Source organism: Okeania sp. SIO2C9, assembly GCF_010672455.1.
Lineage (GTDB): Bacteria > Cyanobacteriota > Cyanobacteriia > Cyanobacteriales > Microcoleaceae > Okeania.
This window is the reverse complement of record NZ_JAAHGO010000002.1, coordinates 178,617-194,362: the sequence shown is the minus strand read 5'-3', so window position 1 is coordinate 194,362 and position 15,746 is coordinate 178,617. Positions and strand designations below refer to the sequence as shown.

The 15,746-nt window shown below is 34.1% G+C and carries 9 protein-coding genes; 6 read left to right on the top strand and 3 right to left on the bottom strand.

The features are described 5' to 3' along the window. Positions 1 to 298: 298 nt before the first annotated feature. Positions 299 to 1,114: a PEP-CTERM sorting domain-containing protein gene (locus F6K23_RS02135; RefSeq protein WP_293150061.1), complete on the top strand. Its 816-nt coding sequence runs from the start codon at positions 299 to 301 to the stop codon at positions 1,112 to 1,114. A gap of 448 nt (positions 1,115 to 1,562) precedes the next feature. Here F6K23_RS02135 and rsmG read toward each other — a convergent pair whose 3' ends face one another. The 3 genes from rsmG to F6K23_RS02120 all read right to left on the bottom strand — a co-directional run bounded on the left by rsmG (position 1,563) and on the right by F6K23_RS02120 (position 10,122). After that, positions 1,563 to 2,330: a 16S rRNA (guanine(527)-N(7))-methyltransferase RsmG gene (gene rsmG, locus F6K23_RS02130; protein WP_293150060.1), complete on the bottom strand. Its 768-nt coding sequence runs from the start codon at positions 2,328 to 2,330 to the stop codon at positions 1,563 to 1,565. Between the two features lie 696 nt (positions 2,331 to 3,026). After that, positions 3,027 to 8,720 (bottom strand): hypothetical protein, encoded by a 5,694-nt coding sequence (locus F6K23_RS02125; protein ID WP_293150058.1) that lies wholly within the window; start codon positions 8,718 to 8,720, stop codon positions 3,027 to 3,029. Between the two features lie 46 nt (positions 8,721 to 8,766). Further along, entirely contained in the window at positions 8,767 to 10,122 is a 1,356-nt protein-coding gene (locus F6K23_RS02120) for an ATP-binding protein (protein ID WP_375340723.1), read from the bottom strand. Positions 10,123 to 10,551: 429 nt separating this feature from the next. Here F6K23_RS02120 and F6K23_RS02115 point away from each other — a divergent pair, with 429 nt between their 5' ends. The 5 genes from F6K23_RS02115 to thiD all read left to right on the top strand — a co-directional run bounded on the left by F6K23_RS02115 (position 10,552) and on the right by thiD (position 15,705). Then, the gene (locus tag F6K23_RS02115) at positions 10,552 to 11,388 is read left to right on the top strand and encodes a cell division protein FtsQ/DivIB (RefSeq protein WP_293150054.1); all 837 of its coding nucleotides are present in this window, start codon (positions 10,552 to 10,554) and stop codon (positions 11,386 to 11,388) included. A 571-nt stretch (positions 11,389 to 11,959) separates the two neighbouring features. Then, positions 11,960 to 12,883: a transposase gene (locus tag F6K23_RS02110; RefSeq protein WP_293150052.1), complete on the top strand. Its 924-nt coding sequence runs from the start codon at positions 11,960 to 11,962 to the stop codon at positions 12,881 to 12,883. A gap of 21 nt (positions 12,884 to 12,904) precedes the next feature. Then, complete coding sequence (locus F6K23_RS02105; RefSeq protein ID WP_367267580.1) at positions 12,905 to 13,219, top strand: hypothetical protein; 315 nt, start codon at positions 12,905 to 12,907, stop codon at positions 13,217 to 13,219. Between the two features lie 98 nt (positions 13,220 to 13,317). Beyond that, a complete protein-coding gene (gene ftsZ, locus F6K23_RS02100; protein WP_293150050.1) occupies positions 13,318 to 14,589 on the top strand; it encodes a cell division protein FtsZ in 1,272 nt (423 codons plus the stop codon). Positions 14,590 to 14,898: 309 nt separating this feature from the next. Further along, positions 14,899 to 15,705, top strand: coding sequence for a bifunctional hydroxymethylpyrimidine kinase/phosphomethylpyrimidine kinase (thiD, locus tag F6K23_RS02095; protein ID WP_293150048.1), 807 nt, complete (start codon positions 14,899 to 14,901; stop codon positions 15,703 to 15,705). The last annotated feature ends 41 nt before the right edge of the window (positions 15,706 to 15,746 follow it).

Here is a 15,746-nt window from a genome sequence, read left to right as displayed (position 1 = left end):
TTTATTATGACTAATTAATGAGATTTGATATAATATGATAAGCATTCAGCCCTCAGCCATCAGCTAGCCTCCTCCGGAGGAACTGCGAACTTCAGCTATTGCTTTTAGTTTAGGATAAAAGCAATATTTAATTGTCTTACTACAAAAGTTGCCTCCCTTGCCTTTAAAGTCTATTTTAATTTAAACACTGTCCTATATGAGAGATTCTTGTTGCTGATAGCTGACAGCTAATAGCTGTTTACGCAGCATTCCGCAGAAAATGCTTACATAATATGTCTGATCTAATTAAGTATTAATAATGAAAACAGAAAATAAAGTCTTAAAGTTGTATAATATTTTCCAAAGTTCTTTAATAAATCCACCAATTTTCTTCATCAAATTTCCCTTCTTCCTTCTCACTTCTTGGTTCTTAATTCTTTCTTCTTCAACATTACCTGTCAAAGCAATAACCTTTATTACTGAACGTGCAATGTTGGCAGAAAATGACCAACTTAATTGGTCAAGTTTAGGTCAAATTTTCAACCCTTTTTCACCAGACCCCAGTGCATTTTTACCAAATACATTTTCTGCAATATCTACAGGTGGTACAGGAATAAATGTAGAAATTCCTTTCCAATCTTCCCCACAAATAACTCCTCCTTTTGTGTTTCAAACATCATCCCCACCATTTGGTATTCCCACTAATTTTGCCGATGGTGATTTGATATTATTTACTGGTTTTAATCCTGCAACATTTCCAGCAGTAGGAAATGCCGGACCTATAACTATTAATTTTGATAGTCCTGTCAAGGGAGCTGGTACTCAAATAGCTGTTGATGATACTCTTCAATTTGAGGCATTTATCTCAGCTTTTGACAAAGAAAATAATCTTTTAGGAGCTTTTTCCACTAATGGAACTTCCTCCTTAGTACTAGATAATTCAGCAGTATTTTTAGGAGTAAAAAGCGATATTCCAGAGATTTCAAAACTGGTTTTTAGTAGTTCTATTCCACAGCGTGCTTTGGGAATTAATAATCTTAGTATTAGCACAGTTACTGTTTCTGAACCAAGTACTATTATGGCAATTGGAATCTTGGGTTTTGGTTTGTTTTTAGGGAAAAAACGGAAGTGTTAAAGAAGCAGTCAGTGGTCAGCAATCAGCAATCAGCAGATTTTTTTTTGAAACACCCTCAGCTATGATTTTCTCGTAAATTCTGACTCCTGACTCCTGACTCCTACTAATACAATTTATCAAAAACTTTTCTACATTTTGTTGATCATGGGAGTAGGGGAATATTCAACAATTATTAATTATTAATTATTAATTAGGGCTTGCTGATTAAATCTAAAAGTATTTACAGATAAAGGTTTTAGCCTTTTTTGAGTCGAAAAAAGTGCGTAGTTTTCAGTCTAAAACGCTCAAAAGTTAGTATTTTAGGCTCATAGTTGGGCAGAAAAGTAAAGGGACAATTCTTAGTCCTACTTCCTCGCTCATTCCCATTTCTCCTGTCTTCTGTCTCCTGTCTCCTGTCTCCTACCCTCACCCATAAGACTTTTTCAGCAAACCCTAATTATTAATTATTTCAAACCCTATTGAGATGATTCAAAGGTTTTTGAGTCGGTATACCAACTGAACGAGGATAATTTATCGGAGTTTTATTTACTTTTTGCAAATATATACAGTGACGAATACTGTTAGTTAAGGGAGTTTTAAATTCTTCAATAGTATGTATTTTTCCTCCCAAAATTTTGACAACTTTTTGTAAATTAACCTGTTCATCAGTTGTAAAATTTCCCCGATATAAAATTGCCATGCCACCTATTTTTAACATTGGTAAAGCATATTCAGCACAAACTATTGTAGGTGCAACGGCTCTTAAAAGAGCAAAATCGTAAATTTCTCTGTGTTGAAATATCCGACCAATTTGTTCAACTCTGTTAGTTAAAGTCAAACAATTTTTAATAGCTAAATTTGCCAGAATAGTTTCAATAAAATTAATTTTTTTACGTGTTGAATCTAGTAACGTAACAGTATATTTAGGTAACGTAATAGCAACTGGTAATCCTGGAAAACCTGCACCTGTTCCAATATCAATAACCTTTTTTTCTTCTTGAGAGTTTATCTGATTTTCTAAGATAAATTTAATCCCTCTGAGGGAATCCCAAAAATGTTTTTCCCAAAAATCTTCTGGGGTAGTAATTCTAGTTAAATTTAACTTTTTATTGCCAATAATAATCAACTGATAAAGTTGCTGAAATTGTTGTTGTTGTTCTGCTGTTGGTTGCCAATTTAATGTTTCCTGCCAAAGAGAATTCATCTCTGGTAATATCTGGGCATTATTATCATTCATTTTTACGGAAGTCAAAAGTCAAAAGTTAAAAGTCAAAAATAATATTTTATCCCACATTCCGCACTTCAATTTGTAACATGAAAATTAGTATAAAATTCTTGAGGTTGCTTAGGTATTTATACTATATAAATTATCTTCATTTATCTCGATCAGGAGTCAAATTCTCAGTTAAGCATTAAGCATAAATACTTACCGAATAATTAATAATTAATAATTAATAATTAAATGATTCTGATTTAAAGCCTCCCCGTTTTAAGGGGAAAAAGCGGTCGATCTTCGCAGCTTCCCCGTTGGGTGGGATGGCGCCTATTCGGAGCGGCTCTGTCAAGAGCGGGTCTCCTCGCCATATCCAATCGACCAAGAGAAAAGAAATAATATTTCCTTATATTCAATTCCGTAGCGGTTTTAACCAGAGGTAATTATCCATTATCAATTATCAATTATCAATTAATGAATGAATCTTTGATTTAGATTGACCACGATAATTTTTTTCTAAATTTTAAATTCTTACTTTTGACTTTTGACTTGGCATATTCGTAGCAAACATTTATAAAACAGGTAATTCTAAATTTTAAATTCTAAATTCTTACTTTTAAATTCTTACTTTTAAATTCTTACTTTTGACTTTTGACTTTTGAATTGAAAAGGCTTTAGGTAATTCTAAATTCTTACTTTTAAATTCTTACTTTTAAATTCTTACTTTTGACTTTTGACTTTTGACTTTTGAATTGAAAAGGCTTTTGACTTTTGACTTTTGACTTGGCATAGCTGACGATCGCTATCAGAAACATTAGGATTAGTATGTAAATAATCACTCACCCAACTACAACCTTTCTCTAACAAATCATCCAATGCCAAATTCCACAAAATAATAGTATTATCTCTGCTACCTGAAGCTAACAATTTACCATCAGGACTAAAATTAACACTCATCACACTATCTCTATGACCGCTCAAAGTTTTCAATAAATTCCCATCATTAAGACCCCATAATTTCACTTTACCGTCATAACTAGATGAAGCAATTACCTGACCATCAGGACTAAAACTAACGCTGGTTACACTATCACTAGAACCTTTTAAAAAAGTTTTCAATAACTCGCCATTTATACTCCAGAGTTTGACCATATTATCATAACTAGCCGTAGCTATCGCCTGACCATCAGGACTAAAACTTACTCCCAACACCCAATTATCGTGAGCAGGAATAGTTCTGAGCAACTCACCATCTTGAGTCCAGAGTTTCACAGTACCATCATCGCTGGCAGAAGCAAGCATTTTACCATCGGGACTAAAACTAACACTATTAACCCATTTTTTATGACCAACTAAAGTTTTGAGTAATTTGCCTTTGCGGTTCCACAACTTGACTGTTTTATCTTTACTACCAGAAGCAATAATTTGATTGTTCGGACTAAAGCTGACACTCATTACACTATCACTATGTCCTATAAGATTAATATTCTTAGAGATAGAATAAACAGAATGATAATTTATCTTCCAATTCCAATCAACACAAATATTTCTGATATCCGCTGAACAACATTGTAGTCTGGTTGCAACTCTTGCTTGACGACCTGGGGTGATATTACTCAAACTAATATAGTTTCCTTCTTCAAAAGATTGATTTATCAAAAAATTGAACTGTGGTAGTAGGGTAAAATTCTTGGGAAGTAAGGAAATAATTTTGCTCAAGGGAACTAGACAAACATCACCTACTTTCACAAAACATTCAAGCTCAACAGCAAAATTATCTGTGATTTTTCCATGTTGGCTTAAATATAATTTAATGTTCCCGCTATTGAGATCGAGGAGCTGATTATTTTGACTGTATGGTTGCCAATACCTGGAATAATCAAGTAATTCTGAATTCCAGATTTTCTTTGGATAATTAAGATGCCACAATTTTACTGTATTGTCATAACTACCAGAAGCTAGAATCTCCCCATCTGGACTAAAACTTACACTTGCGACTCTATCTATATGTCCCTTAAGAGTATTGAGTAACTTACCTGTACGACTCCATAGTTTAATAGTGTTATCTTGAGATGCAGAAGCTAAAATATTACCATCTTGACTGAAACTTACACCCAGAACTCTGTGTTTGTGTCCTCGAAGAATCTTTAGAGAACTGTTTTTGAGACTCCACAATTTAATCGTTTTGTCATAACTTGCTGAAGCCAAAGTTTGACCATTGGGGCTAAAACTAACCTGAGTAACCTTGTCTCCATGACCAGCAAAAGTCTTCAACAGACTTCCATCTCGGTTCCAAATTTTGATAGTATTATCCGCACTAGAGGAAGCTATTATTTGACCATCAGGGGAAAAACTAGCACTGAGAACTTCTTGCTTATGCCGGACAATTTTCCTTTCTAAAATAACTCTGTTTCTAGAAAAGCGCCAAATTTTAATTGTTCGGTCTCCACCTCCTGTGACTATGCTGCGACCATCAGGGGAAAAATTGACACTGTAGACTGGATAATTCTGATTGCCATTTCTATGCTTTAAAGTTGCCAATAGTCTGCCTCTGAGATTCCATAATTTGACAGTGCCATTTGCATTAGCAGCTGCAACGACTTGCCCATCTGGGCTAAAACTAACGGAATTGACAGCGGCTTTGGTTTTAATTGTTCTAAGTAATGCTCCTGTTTTGCTCCAAATTTTGATTGTTTTGTCTTGGGAACCTGATGCTAATATTTTACTATCTGGACTGAAGCTGACTGCTGTTACTTCATCCCTATGACTTTTCAAGTTCAAAGGTTTAATTTCTGTTTGCTGAAGGTTCCATATTTTAACTGTGCGATCGTGAGAAGCAGAAGCTAGATATTTTCCATCGGAACTAAAACTAATTCTGCTCACACTACCTGTATGACCTTCTAATGTCTTTTCTAATTTGCCATCTCGTCTCCATAACTTAATAGTTTTATCTACACTAGCAGAGGCAATTAAATTACCTTCAGGTTGAAAAGTTACACTCCAAACTACATCACCATGTCCTTCTAAATGATTATATTCTTTGACTCCATAAACTGCTTGTTGTAGGGAAGCTGCAATTCGATATTCGGTATCATTTGAAAGATGATTTTCACCTAATGATTGTTTGATATTTGTCCATTTTTCACCTGCTCTGAGACTTTCTATCAGAGCATCAAATTTATAATCTGAAAAAAATAATGCTTCGGAAGCAGCAGTCATGCTATTAATATCTGCTCGATATTTTTGAGCATCTGCTACCTGTTTTTGAAATATTGTTCTCTGCCAAAAACCTAGTGTGGCGATGGTTGACAGTGACATTGAAATAATTCCTACAATTGCTACTGCTAGTTGTCGTTTTAAGGCGATATTTAGTTGAGTTTGACTAATTATTTTTTCACTTTCTGCTTGTTTTTTAGCGATTTCTGCTTGCTTAATTTCAACTTCAGCTTGGAGTAATCTCTCTTCTAAATTAAATCTTTGACGGATTGGTTTTACTAAATAATCATGAACTAGCTGGTAGTGTTTTTCATGGGATTCTTTTCTGACAAATAATAATCCTGAGTCTATTAAAATTTCTAAAATTAATTCGGGCAGATTAATTTCTTTATTCTCAGTGAAATTAAGTTGATTTTTGGCAGTTTTATCTAAATGATTATTAGATGTAGATAGTAAATTTTGTTTGGTAAATTGTTCAATTCTTTCTAATAATTCTGTTTGAGTGCGACTAGCTCTGGTTAAATTATCATTAGTCAATGCAAACAAAATTTGCATAGTAGTTTCTTCATTTTCCTTCCCACAATCTACGATTACTTGCTCCAAAAATTTTTTGATCAATTTTTCTTTGGCTTTTTGTGGATTAATGCCAAATTTTTTCTGAAATTGATCTAAGGTTTTAATTGGAGGTTTTTCTTCTTGTAGTTGACTTCCTACTACTTGCAATTCGATGGGACGAATCTTCTCTCTTTCATCTGCCAAACTATCAACAATTACATCAATTAATTTTGGCTCTAAATTAAATTTAGCTCTTTTTGTCAGACATTCTATGACAGTGTAAGCATCTTCTCTAGAAAAATCTCTTAAATGGTAACGAATTTGTTTATCTAAAATATTATTGTTAATGGCATCTAGATAGTTAATAAAGTCACATTCTAATAAATAATGTAAATAATCTTCTCTCATTGATAAAATTATTTTTACAAAGGGCAGATTGAGACAATCTCGCATAAATGTATAGAATGCTTCTCTATCTTCACTGGTTTTGCTAGTAAAAAAAAATTCTTCAAATTGATCGAAGATTATTACTGTTAATAAATTCCTCTCTGCATTGTTTCTTAATTTTTCTAAAATAGATGATTTTATAGCTTTGAATTTATCGGTAATAAAACGCAAGTATGGAGTAATTTCTTCTGCTTCTATACCTGGTTTTATTGAAATTAGAGTAGAGGTTGATTTTTCATTTTCTGAATGATTTATTTCCGGTTTTATTAGATTTTGATCCTGTAGAAATTTTCCTTTTTTATATAAAGCTTTTTGTAAACAATTTGCTAATGTTTCAAGCCACTCAGTATATACTTGTACTACTACTGGTATTGTATCTCTTGCTGAAATACTAATATTGTTTAAAGCTGGCACTAATCCAGCATTAACTAAAGAACTTTTACCAACACCAGAACGACCATGAATAATAGTTAATTTGTAGTCATCTCGACTAATTCTTTCTAAGAGATGATTAATATCTTTTTGCCTACTAGAAGCAGTTATTTCTTCTGGTAAATTTTGATAATAATCCAGTGATTCTTTGAGATAAACTTGTTTTTGTGGTTGTAATTGAGATGCACCAATAAAAGCTATCAGTCCATATTGATGACCAATTTGCCTCTGTGTTTTTTTGAGGCGAAATGCCTGTAGATATTTTCCTTGGTCATAATAAAGCGATCGCAATTCTGTTAAAATCTCTAAATAAATTTTAGGGTCTCTAACTTTTTGAGTTTTTAAACTATTTTGAATTGCATTTTTTTCTGTGACTTCGGCTATTTCTAGATATTCAATAGCTTCTTTTTGGCGATGTAGTTTTTTGAGACTCCTTGCTAGTAAACATAAGTATCTATTTTTTTCTGTTGGTAATGTTATATCCGTTGCATAAAATAAAGTATTAAGCGCTCTTTCAGATAGCTTCAGTCCTTGTTCCCAATTTGATTTTTGTAAAGCAACTTCTGCAAGAAAACCGTAATCTTGTGCTACTTGTAAATCATTTCCATATTCTTGATGTATTTTTAGCCCTTCTATGGCAATAGCTTCTAATTCTTCCCAAGCTTTTTTCTTTTCTATAACTTGCCCTAGTGTTGTAATTACTTGAGCTACTAAACTAAAACAATTAACTTTTTCAAATAACTGTTTTGATTGTTTAAGTTTTAGTTTAGCTTGTTCTAGTTCTGAAAAATTTAGTAGAGAACTTTGAGTAGATTTAAGATAGTAACATAAGGCTATATTATATAAAATTATTCCTTGTTTTTTTAAAATAAATCTGTTGCTAACAATTGACAAACTAGAAGATTTTGCTTGATATAGATAACATTGTTCTCTAACTTCATTTTCCCATAAATTTAGGCTTTCTTGATAGTGAAAAATAGCAGAATCTATCTTTTCATTGTAGTAGTCATCTCGACCAATAATTAATTCTATATTCGCTTTGAGAATTGGTTCTAAATATTGGTCACGATTTTTGAGGTCTTTGAGAGCCAACTCAATTTCTTGACGTTTATTTTTACCTAATCCCTGAAAATATGAACAATTGCATTGAATATCACAATTGTAGGGACGTTGCATGCAACGTCCGTACAAAGTAGAGATTGCATTATTTGTTGATAATGGTATTATTTGTTTTTCATCAGTAGATTCATTTATCCAATAATTTTCTATTTCCAGTCTCAGTAAATTGATTAAATCAGAAGCTGCTAGTTCAAATTTGATTGTAGCTGCTGCCCAACTTTTAAAATCAGGTGCTAGTTTAATTAGTTTAGCTAACAGTTCATCTGTTATCCATAAAACTAAAGGGAAAGTAAATTTTTTCCGGAATTCATCCCTCACCTGATTAGTAGATATCAGTAGTTCATCTATTGCCTCTACTTTCTCTAAATCAAAGACTATTAATGCCGATGATTTAGGGGATTCATCTAGTTGTTTATCAATTGTTGTGTAAAGAGTATTGACAGTTTTTGGTAATACTATTTCTTGAATTTCTACTGAAGATGATTCTCTTAATTGTCTCATGATTTTTTCCTGTAAACATTTATAGTTACAGAAAACTAAAATGAGTGAAAATTGTGCTTGAGAAAGAGTTATAGACCTCATCAATCTTTTGAACGATCGCTGATTGTAGATGATACTTTCTTCAAGATTTTTAAAATCTTTCATATTGACCAAATATTATTACCAAATCTGCTAAAGATGAAACTTTTTACTAATTACTATTGATCCAACCAGCATATTTTTTAGTTTCTGCCAAAACCGGATTAATTCCAAACCAATGACCATCCCGGTCTCGATATTCAAACACAAACATACTTCGCAGTAAAGTTTGACATTCTTCCTCTCCAGTAACTCTTTGATTTTGTACTACTTTAAATAACAATTCCCACTCATCAAAAGTAATAGCTCTGATCAGGTCGTCTCGGTATTCCTGAATCACATTTTCTAAACATTCACGGGAGAAAGGAGGATCTTCTTGCTGTAGACAGCTATAGAGTAACATTAACAGTCGTCGCATATGACCCCCACTAATACGGCAAAGTCGATTGAGGGTTTCAGGGGTGTCAAATAGATTTGGGACTAATTCTATACGTTCTTGGGATGGCGTTTCTGGAAAAGCTCTAGCTAATACCATTTGTTGTAACAATGACATTCCTGGTTCATAATCATTAGGTTCCATCGTCGGTTTTTTGCTCCTGACTTGTACCGGAACCATTGGTAATACTTTTGGCTTAACTCCAAATCTACTGGATAATCTGCCATAATCATTAGAGAACATTAAAGTCAGGGGTATTGTGTAAACTACATGGCAGTTTAGTTTTTTAAGTTGTTCTCCTCGGTCTACAAATAAGTATTCTGGTTGAGTACGTCCCCATGACTTAGGTGAATTATCTACCCGGTCTAGGTTATCAACAATTACTACAAGTCCTTGTTTTCCTCTGCGTTGAAGTTCAATATTAGCTCGTCCGAGTAGTTCTTGATTGATTGATTCTAAAATGGTGCTGGTTCGTGGTTCTAGATATTGTCTTAATTGAGAACGTAGTTTGGGAGAATCTTTTGTTTTGGCAGTAATTTTAGCAATACCAACAGATACCTCTGCTTCTCCTGAAAGTTGGATGGGGGTTTGTAATACGTCTGATATTTCCGTAAATAGTTTTTGGAAGTAACCTGGTTTGAGTTTGATGTTAGCTTGCTCCATATTTTCGCTGACTTGACGAGCGATCGCCAGTAAAATATCACTAATGTCTACATCCCCCATATCTAAGTCTTCAGAGGATTCAAAGTAAACAACATGATAACCTTGTTTTTCTAGTTTATCTTTCAGTCGAAATAGTTCAGTGGACTTGCCACAACCGATGTGCCCTGTAAATAGTTGACAAGTTGGCTGATTTCCAGATAGTAGTGTTATTGTTCTTTCTAATTCTCGAATAATGTCACTACCTCTAACACTGGCAAAATCTATGTAATATTTTTCATCTTCAGGATGTCCTACTATCAGGGTCTTGCTAGGGTTACAAGATTTGTAAAATTTAATTAAGTCAAGAGTTTCTAACACAGTTTTTCTCATAACAAAAAAAAGGCTAAATTATATATTACTTAACTATGTTATTCTCTGGAATTTTTTGGCTATGGGCAAGAGGTACGTCAGCCTCTAGGTGCTTAAGCCTTAGTAGATAGTTAATAGGAAAATTGAGTATACAAATAAACAGAACAGAAAATCAATTAGATATTTTTTCTATCTAAAATTTGATTAATTAGTAAAAACATCTACTTGTGTTGTGTAGATTTTTTTTTATATATTTAAAAGTTATGATTTATAACTACATAAATCTCTATAAGTTATCAATCATCGGCGATCATTTAACTTTTACTTGTTTGCTGAAAATCTCAAATATCTCACAACTAAAATAATATTTGTATAAGTGATTAAATCAAAATGATAATTGTGTAGGGTGGCATTAAAAAATATTAACTAATTAGTGAGTAAATAAATATAATGGCTAATGGTATTGCATCGGTTTCTCGATCAGATTTGTCAAGTCGGCGACAAACATTGCTGCGTCAAAGACGATTAAGATTAGTAGTTATAATATGGCAAATACTAGCAGTTGGTGGTTTAGCAGGAGCTTTACTCTGGGCAATTACTCAGCCAATTTGGCTAATAACTAAACAGGAACAATTAAGTGTAGAAGGCAATCAATTACTTTCAGACCGAGCAATATTATCTCTAATTCCTTTAGAGTATCCTCAGTCTCTTTGGAAAATTCAACCACAAGTACTAGCTAAAAATTTAGAGTCTCACGGTCCAATTGCTCGGGCAAAAATTAGTCGGCAGTTATTTCCTCTGAGTTTAAAGATTGAGATTACAGAAAGACGTCCTGTCGCAATTACTCAATTTAAGAGTAAAGTAGGTGCTGGTAACTCACAAAAAATGGGGTGGTTAGATGCCGAAGGGAACTGGATACCCCTAGAAAGTTTTTCTGCTCTAGAAAGAACTCAATCTTTACCTACTCTAAAAGTAATTGGTTTTACTGAACAGTATCGTAAATATTGGCATCTGCTATACCAAAGCCTAAGTCTTAGCCCTGTTAAAGTGTTCGAGATTAATTGGCAAGATCCAGGAAACTTAATTCTAACAACTGAACTGGGAATAGTTCATCTAGGACAGTACAGTTCTCGATTTAGCGAACAATTAAATGTTCTAGACCAAATGCGGGAATTACCAAATAAAATTGATGCTCGCCGAATTGCCTATATCGATCTGAAAAATCCAGAATCTCCTTTAATCCAATTACCAAATAAATCTAGAGGAATTAAAATTCAGTCGAATTAAATCGACAATAATTTCAAAGTATATTAAAATATTACCTTTAGTTTCAGAAAAACTCCAAAGTAAATTTAATTATATGTCTTTCCAATTTTTAAAGTTGCAAATTGAAATCTCCAAAAAAACAGAAAAATTAGATTAAAGACGCTTAATCATCAGCTAAGTTGCCAATAGAGAAAAATTGATAAATATTCTGAGCAGGTTGGGTTATAATCCAACAAGATTAGGCAAGGAGTCCCCCACTATAATCTCCGATTTAACCGGAAGGGAATTGCCTGTGGTAAATTAAACAGATGTCGATTGATGTTCAAATCTGATTTTAACGAGAGAGAACTTCACCATACTTTAGAATATGACTCATTAATCTATGCTAAGAGCTATTCTGGTAATAAGGTATAGTAAAAGTTATACATAAATATAGTCATATAATGTCAAATATCTTCGTTGATTTGTACAAAAGAGCTACTAAATATTTGACAAAATTTAATAACTTTCGACCATAAGTTTAATAGTATAATGAAATTGGCCTTAAATTCAAGGCTAAAGTCCCGCTCGTCAAGATTAACTCCATGAATTTATGAAATTAGTTGAGAGACATATTATTCAGAAAAATCATCGGTATTATGCTGAAATTGACCGACTATGTTTCTTGTCTAAAAATATCTATAATTATGCCAATTATTTAGTTCGTAAGTCTTGGATATTTGAAAATACTTATCTTTCTTATCATCAGCTTCAAGAGATACTGCAATCTCAAGCAGACTATCAAGCAATGCCAGCTAAAGTATCTCAACAAATATTGATGATAATAGATAGAAACTGGAAGAGTTTTTTAACAGCAAACGAAGTTTATAAACAGAACCCATCAAAGTTTAAATCTCGTCCTCGTCTTCCTGGATATAAAAATAAAATAATTGGAATAAATCTTCTAGTTTATACTACACAAGCCATCAGCAATAAGCAACTTAAGCAAGGAATAATTCATCCTTCTCAAACTGGAATTTATCTCAAAACTATTATACCTACTTCACAAATTAAACAAGTTCGTCTCGTTCCTAGACTTAACCATTATGTCATAGAGGTCATTTATGAAAAATGCGAAAAACAATACGAGTTAGAAGAAAATCGTTGTGCCAGTATTGATATTGGATTAAACAATTTAGCTACATTAACTTTTAATCAAGCCGACATCAAACCGCTCTTGATAAATGGTATACCGTTGAAATCCATCAATCAATACTATAACAAAGTTAGAGGCATTCTTCAAGCTCTGCTCAAGGAAAATCAATCAAGTCAGAGACTGAAAAAGCTATGTAATAAAAGAGAATTTAAAATAAATGATTATTTCCATAAAGCATCTCGTTTGATTATTAATACCCTGGTCGCTCACAAAATAGGAACTCTGATAATTGGCCAAAATACGGACTGGAAACAGGAGATTAACTTGGGAAAAAAGAACAATCAAAATTTTGTTCAGATACCCCATGCTAATTTAATATAAATTTTATCTTATAAAGCAAAAATGGTAGGAGTTAAGGTAATTTTGACCGAAGAATCTTATACATCAAAAGCAAGTTTTATGGATAATGATGTAATTCCTGTTTATAACAATTGTGAGAAAAATCAGTCAACTTTCAGTGGAAAAAGGGTGAAACGGGGTTTGTATCGCACAGGTTGTAGAAGATTGATTAATGCTGATGTTAATGGTTCTTTGAATATCATGAGAAAAGCAGTCCCAAATGTATTTGACCATGGGATAGAGGTTCCAGTGCGCCCTTGCGGGTCTCCCGACTTAAAGCAACTGGCATGGTGTTATAGTTCACGAGCGTCAGGGTAATACCTGCGATCCGAAGGATATGTCTTGTGTAACTATATGTTTATGAATGATAAATTAAATTAAAAGTCAAAAATACTATATATCTACCATCCCCAAAAATGATAGTGAATAATCAACAAGGGGTCAACAATGAAAGTCCCCAGTCCCACGGACAAGGAAATTTTCCATTACCAAAAAATGTCTCTAATCCCTTTCGCAATAGCTCGGGACTTTATGGAGAAACAAGTTATGACCCCAAAGCCACCCCAGAGGAAGAATTTAGGAGTGATGATATTGTGCCAAGTAATACAGCAAAAATTAAAGTAATAGGTGTTGGAGGGGGTGGCGGCAATGCTGTTAACCGAATGATTGCTAGTGAGGTCTCTGGTATAGAATTCTGGACAGTTAATACAGATGCCCAAGCTCTAACTCTGTCCAATGCTCCTAAACGCTTACAACTTGGACAAAAACTCACAAGAGGCTTGGGAGCAGGGGGTAATCCTGCTATTGGCCAAAAAGCGGCTGAAGAATCTAGGGATGAAATAGCTAATGCTTTAGACCACCCCGATTTAGTATTTATTACTGCTGGAATGGGAGGTGGCACTGGTACTGGTGCAGCACCAGTTATAGCTGAAATTGCTAAGGAAGCAGGATCTCTGACAGTGGGCATTGTGACGCGTCCCTTCACTTTCGAGGGAAGACGTCGAATTACTCAAGCTGATGAAGGAGTTGCTGCTTTACAAAGTAGAGTTGATACTTTAATCGTGATTCCCAATAATCGTTTGCTATCTGTAATTAATGAACAAACTCCGGTACAGGAAGCTTTTAGAATTGCAGATGATATATTACGTCAAGGTATACAGGGAATTTCAGATATTATTACTGTGCCTGGGTTGGTGAATGTTGACTTTGCCGATGTACGAGCAGTTATGGCAGATGCAGGTTCCGCATTGATGGGAATTGGTATGGGGTCTGGGAAGTCTAGGGCAAGAGAAGCAGCAAATATGGCCATTTCTTCTCCTTTACTGGAATCTTCAGTGGAAGGAGCTAGAGGGGTTGTATTTAATATTACTGGTGGAACTGATTTAACGTTACATGAAGTTAATACTGCTGCTGAGACTATCTATGAAGTTGTCGATCCTAATGCTAATATTATTTTTGGGGCTGTAATTGATGAGAAATTGCAGGGAGAAATCAAAATTACTGTCATAGCAACTGGTTTTAGTGGAGAAGCACAAATGAATCCTACCCAGGAAATAGCACAGCCAAGAAGGTCGATACCAACTCCAACTCCAACTCCAACTCAAAGCACTGAGCAGCATAAAAAATTACCAGGATTGGATATTCCTGATTTTCTGCAAAGGCGAAGGACTCCACCTACTAATAGATAGATGGTTAAAGCAAGGGAATTTTCTTGATATTGACATCCAGGTCAATTCTGTTAATTGTTATATCAAATCTGTTGGGGTTGCACGGCAGTGCAATTTAAAGGTTTAAGTTAATTAAGTTAATAGTAGTTTAGTTAGAGCTAAATTTAAGTATTCTTTAGTGGTTAACACGTTTATTTATATAGTGTGGCACTATAGGTATAACTATAGTTTATAAATGTTATGCAGTATTTGTGCGTAAGTTCTATTTATTTAAAAATAACTACAGACTATTGACTACTGACTACTAAATTTGATATAATGGATAATTTTATGGCATCAAGTATTCCTGTTGCTTTGACTATTGCTGGATCTGATAGTGGTGGTGGAGCTGGTATTCAGGCAGACCTGCGTACTTTTGCTTTTCATTGTGTTCATGGTACGAGTGCTTTGACTTGTATTACTGCTCAAAATACTTTGGGAGTAAATAGGGTTGACGCTTTGTCTCCAGAAGCGGTAAAAGCACAAATTCAAGTGGTTGTTACGGATATAGGCGTACAAGCAACTAAGACCGGAATGTTATTGAGCCAGGAAATTATCTTGGCCGTAGCTGAAGAGATAGAAGCTTTAAATTTAAATAAATTAGTGATAGACCCAGTGATGGTCTCCCGTGCAGGTGTTCAGTTGATTGATGATTTTGCTGTGGCAGCTCTACAGAATGTTTTGCTGCCTAAGGCGACTGTTGTTACTCCTAACATTTATGAGGCAGAGATTTTTACGGGTCTAGAGATTAACAACCTAGATGATATGCAGATGGCTGCTCAGGAAATTCACAGGTTAGGAGCAAAAACAGTTTTAGTCAAGGGGGGAGCTATGAAGAATGAATTACTAGGAGTAGATGTTTGGTTTGATGGAGCGCAGTTTGAAATTTTAAGGACTGCTACGGTGGAGACTAATAATACTCATGGCACTGGTTGTACTCTCTCGGCAGCTATTGCTGCTAATTTAGCTCAAGGGAAAGATTTATTTTCTGCAGTTAAATTGGCGAAGGATTATGTCACAAATGCTTTGGAGTATGCTTTAGAAATTGGTCTTGGTCAAGGTCCAGTAGGACATTTTTTTCCTTTATTAAAGCAATAAGTAAGAATGTTTTAGCTATCTATCTCGATCTTGCTAGAAAA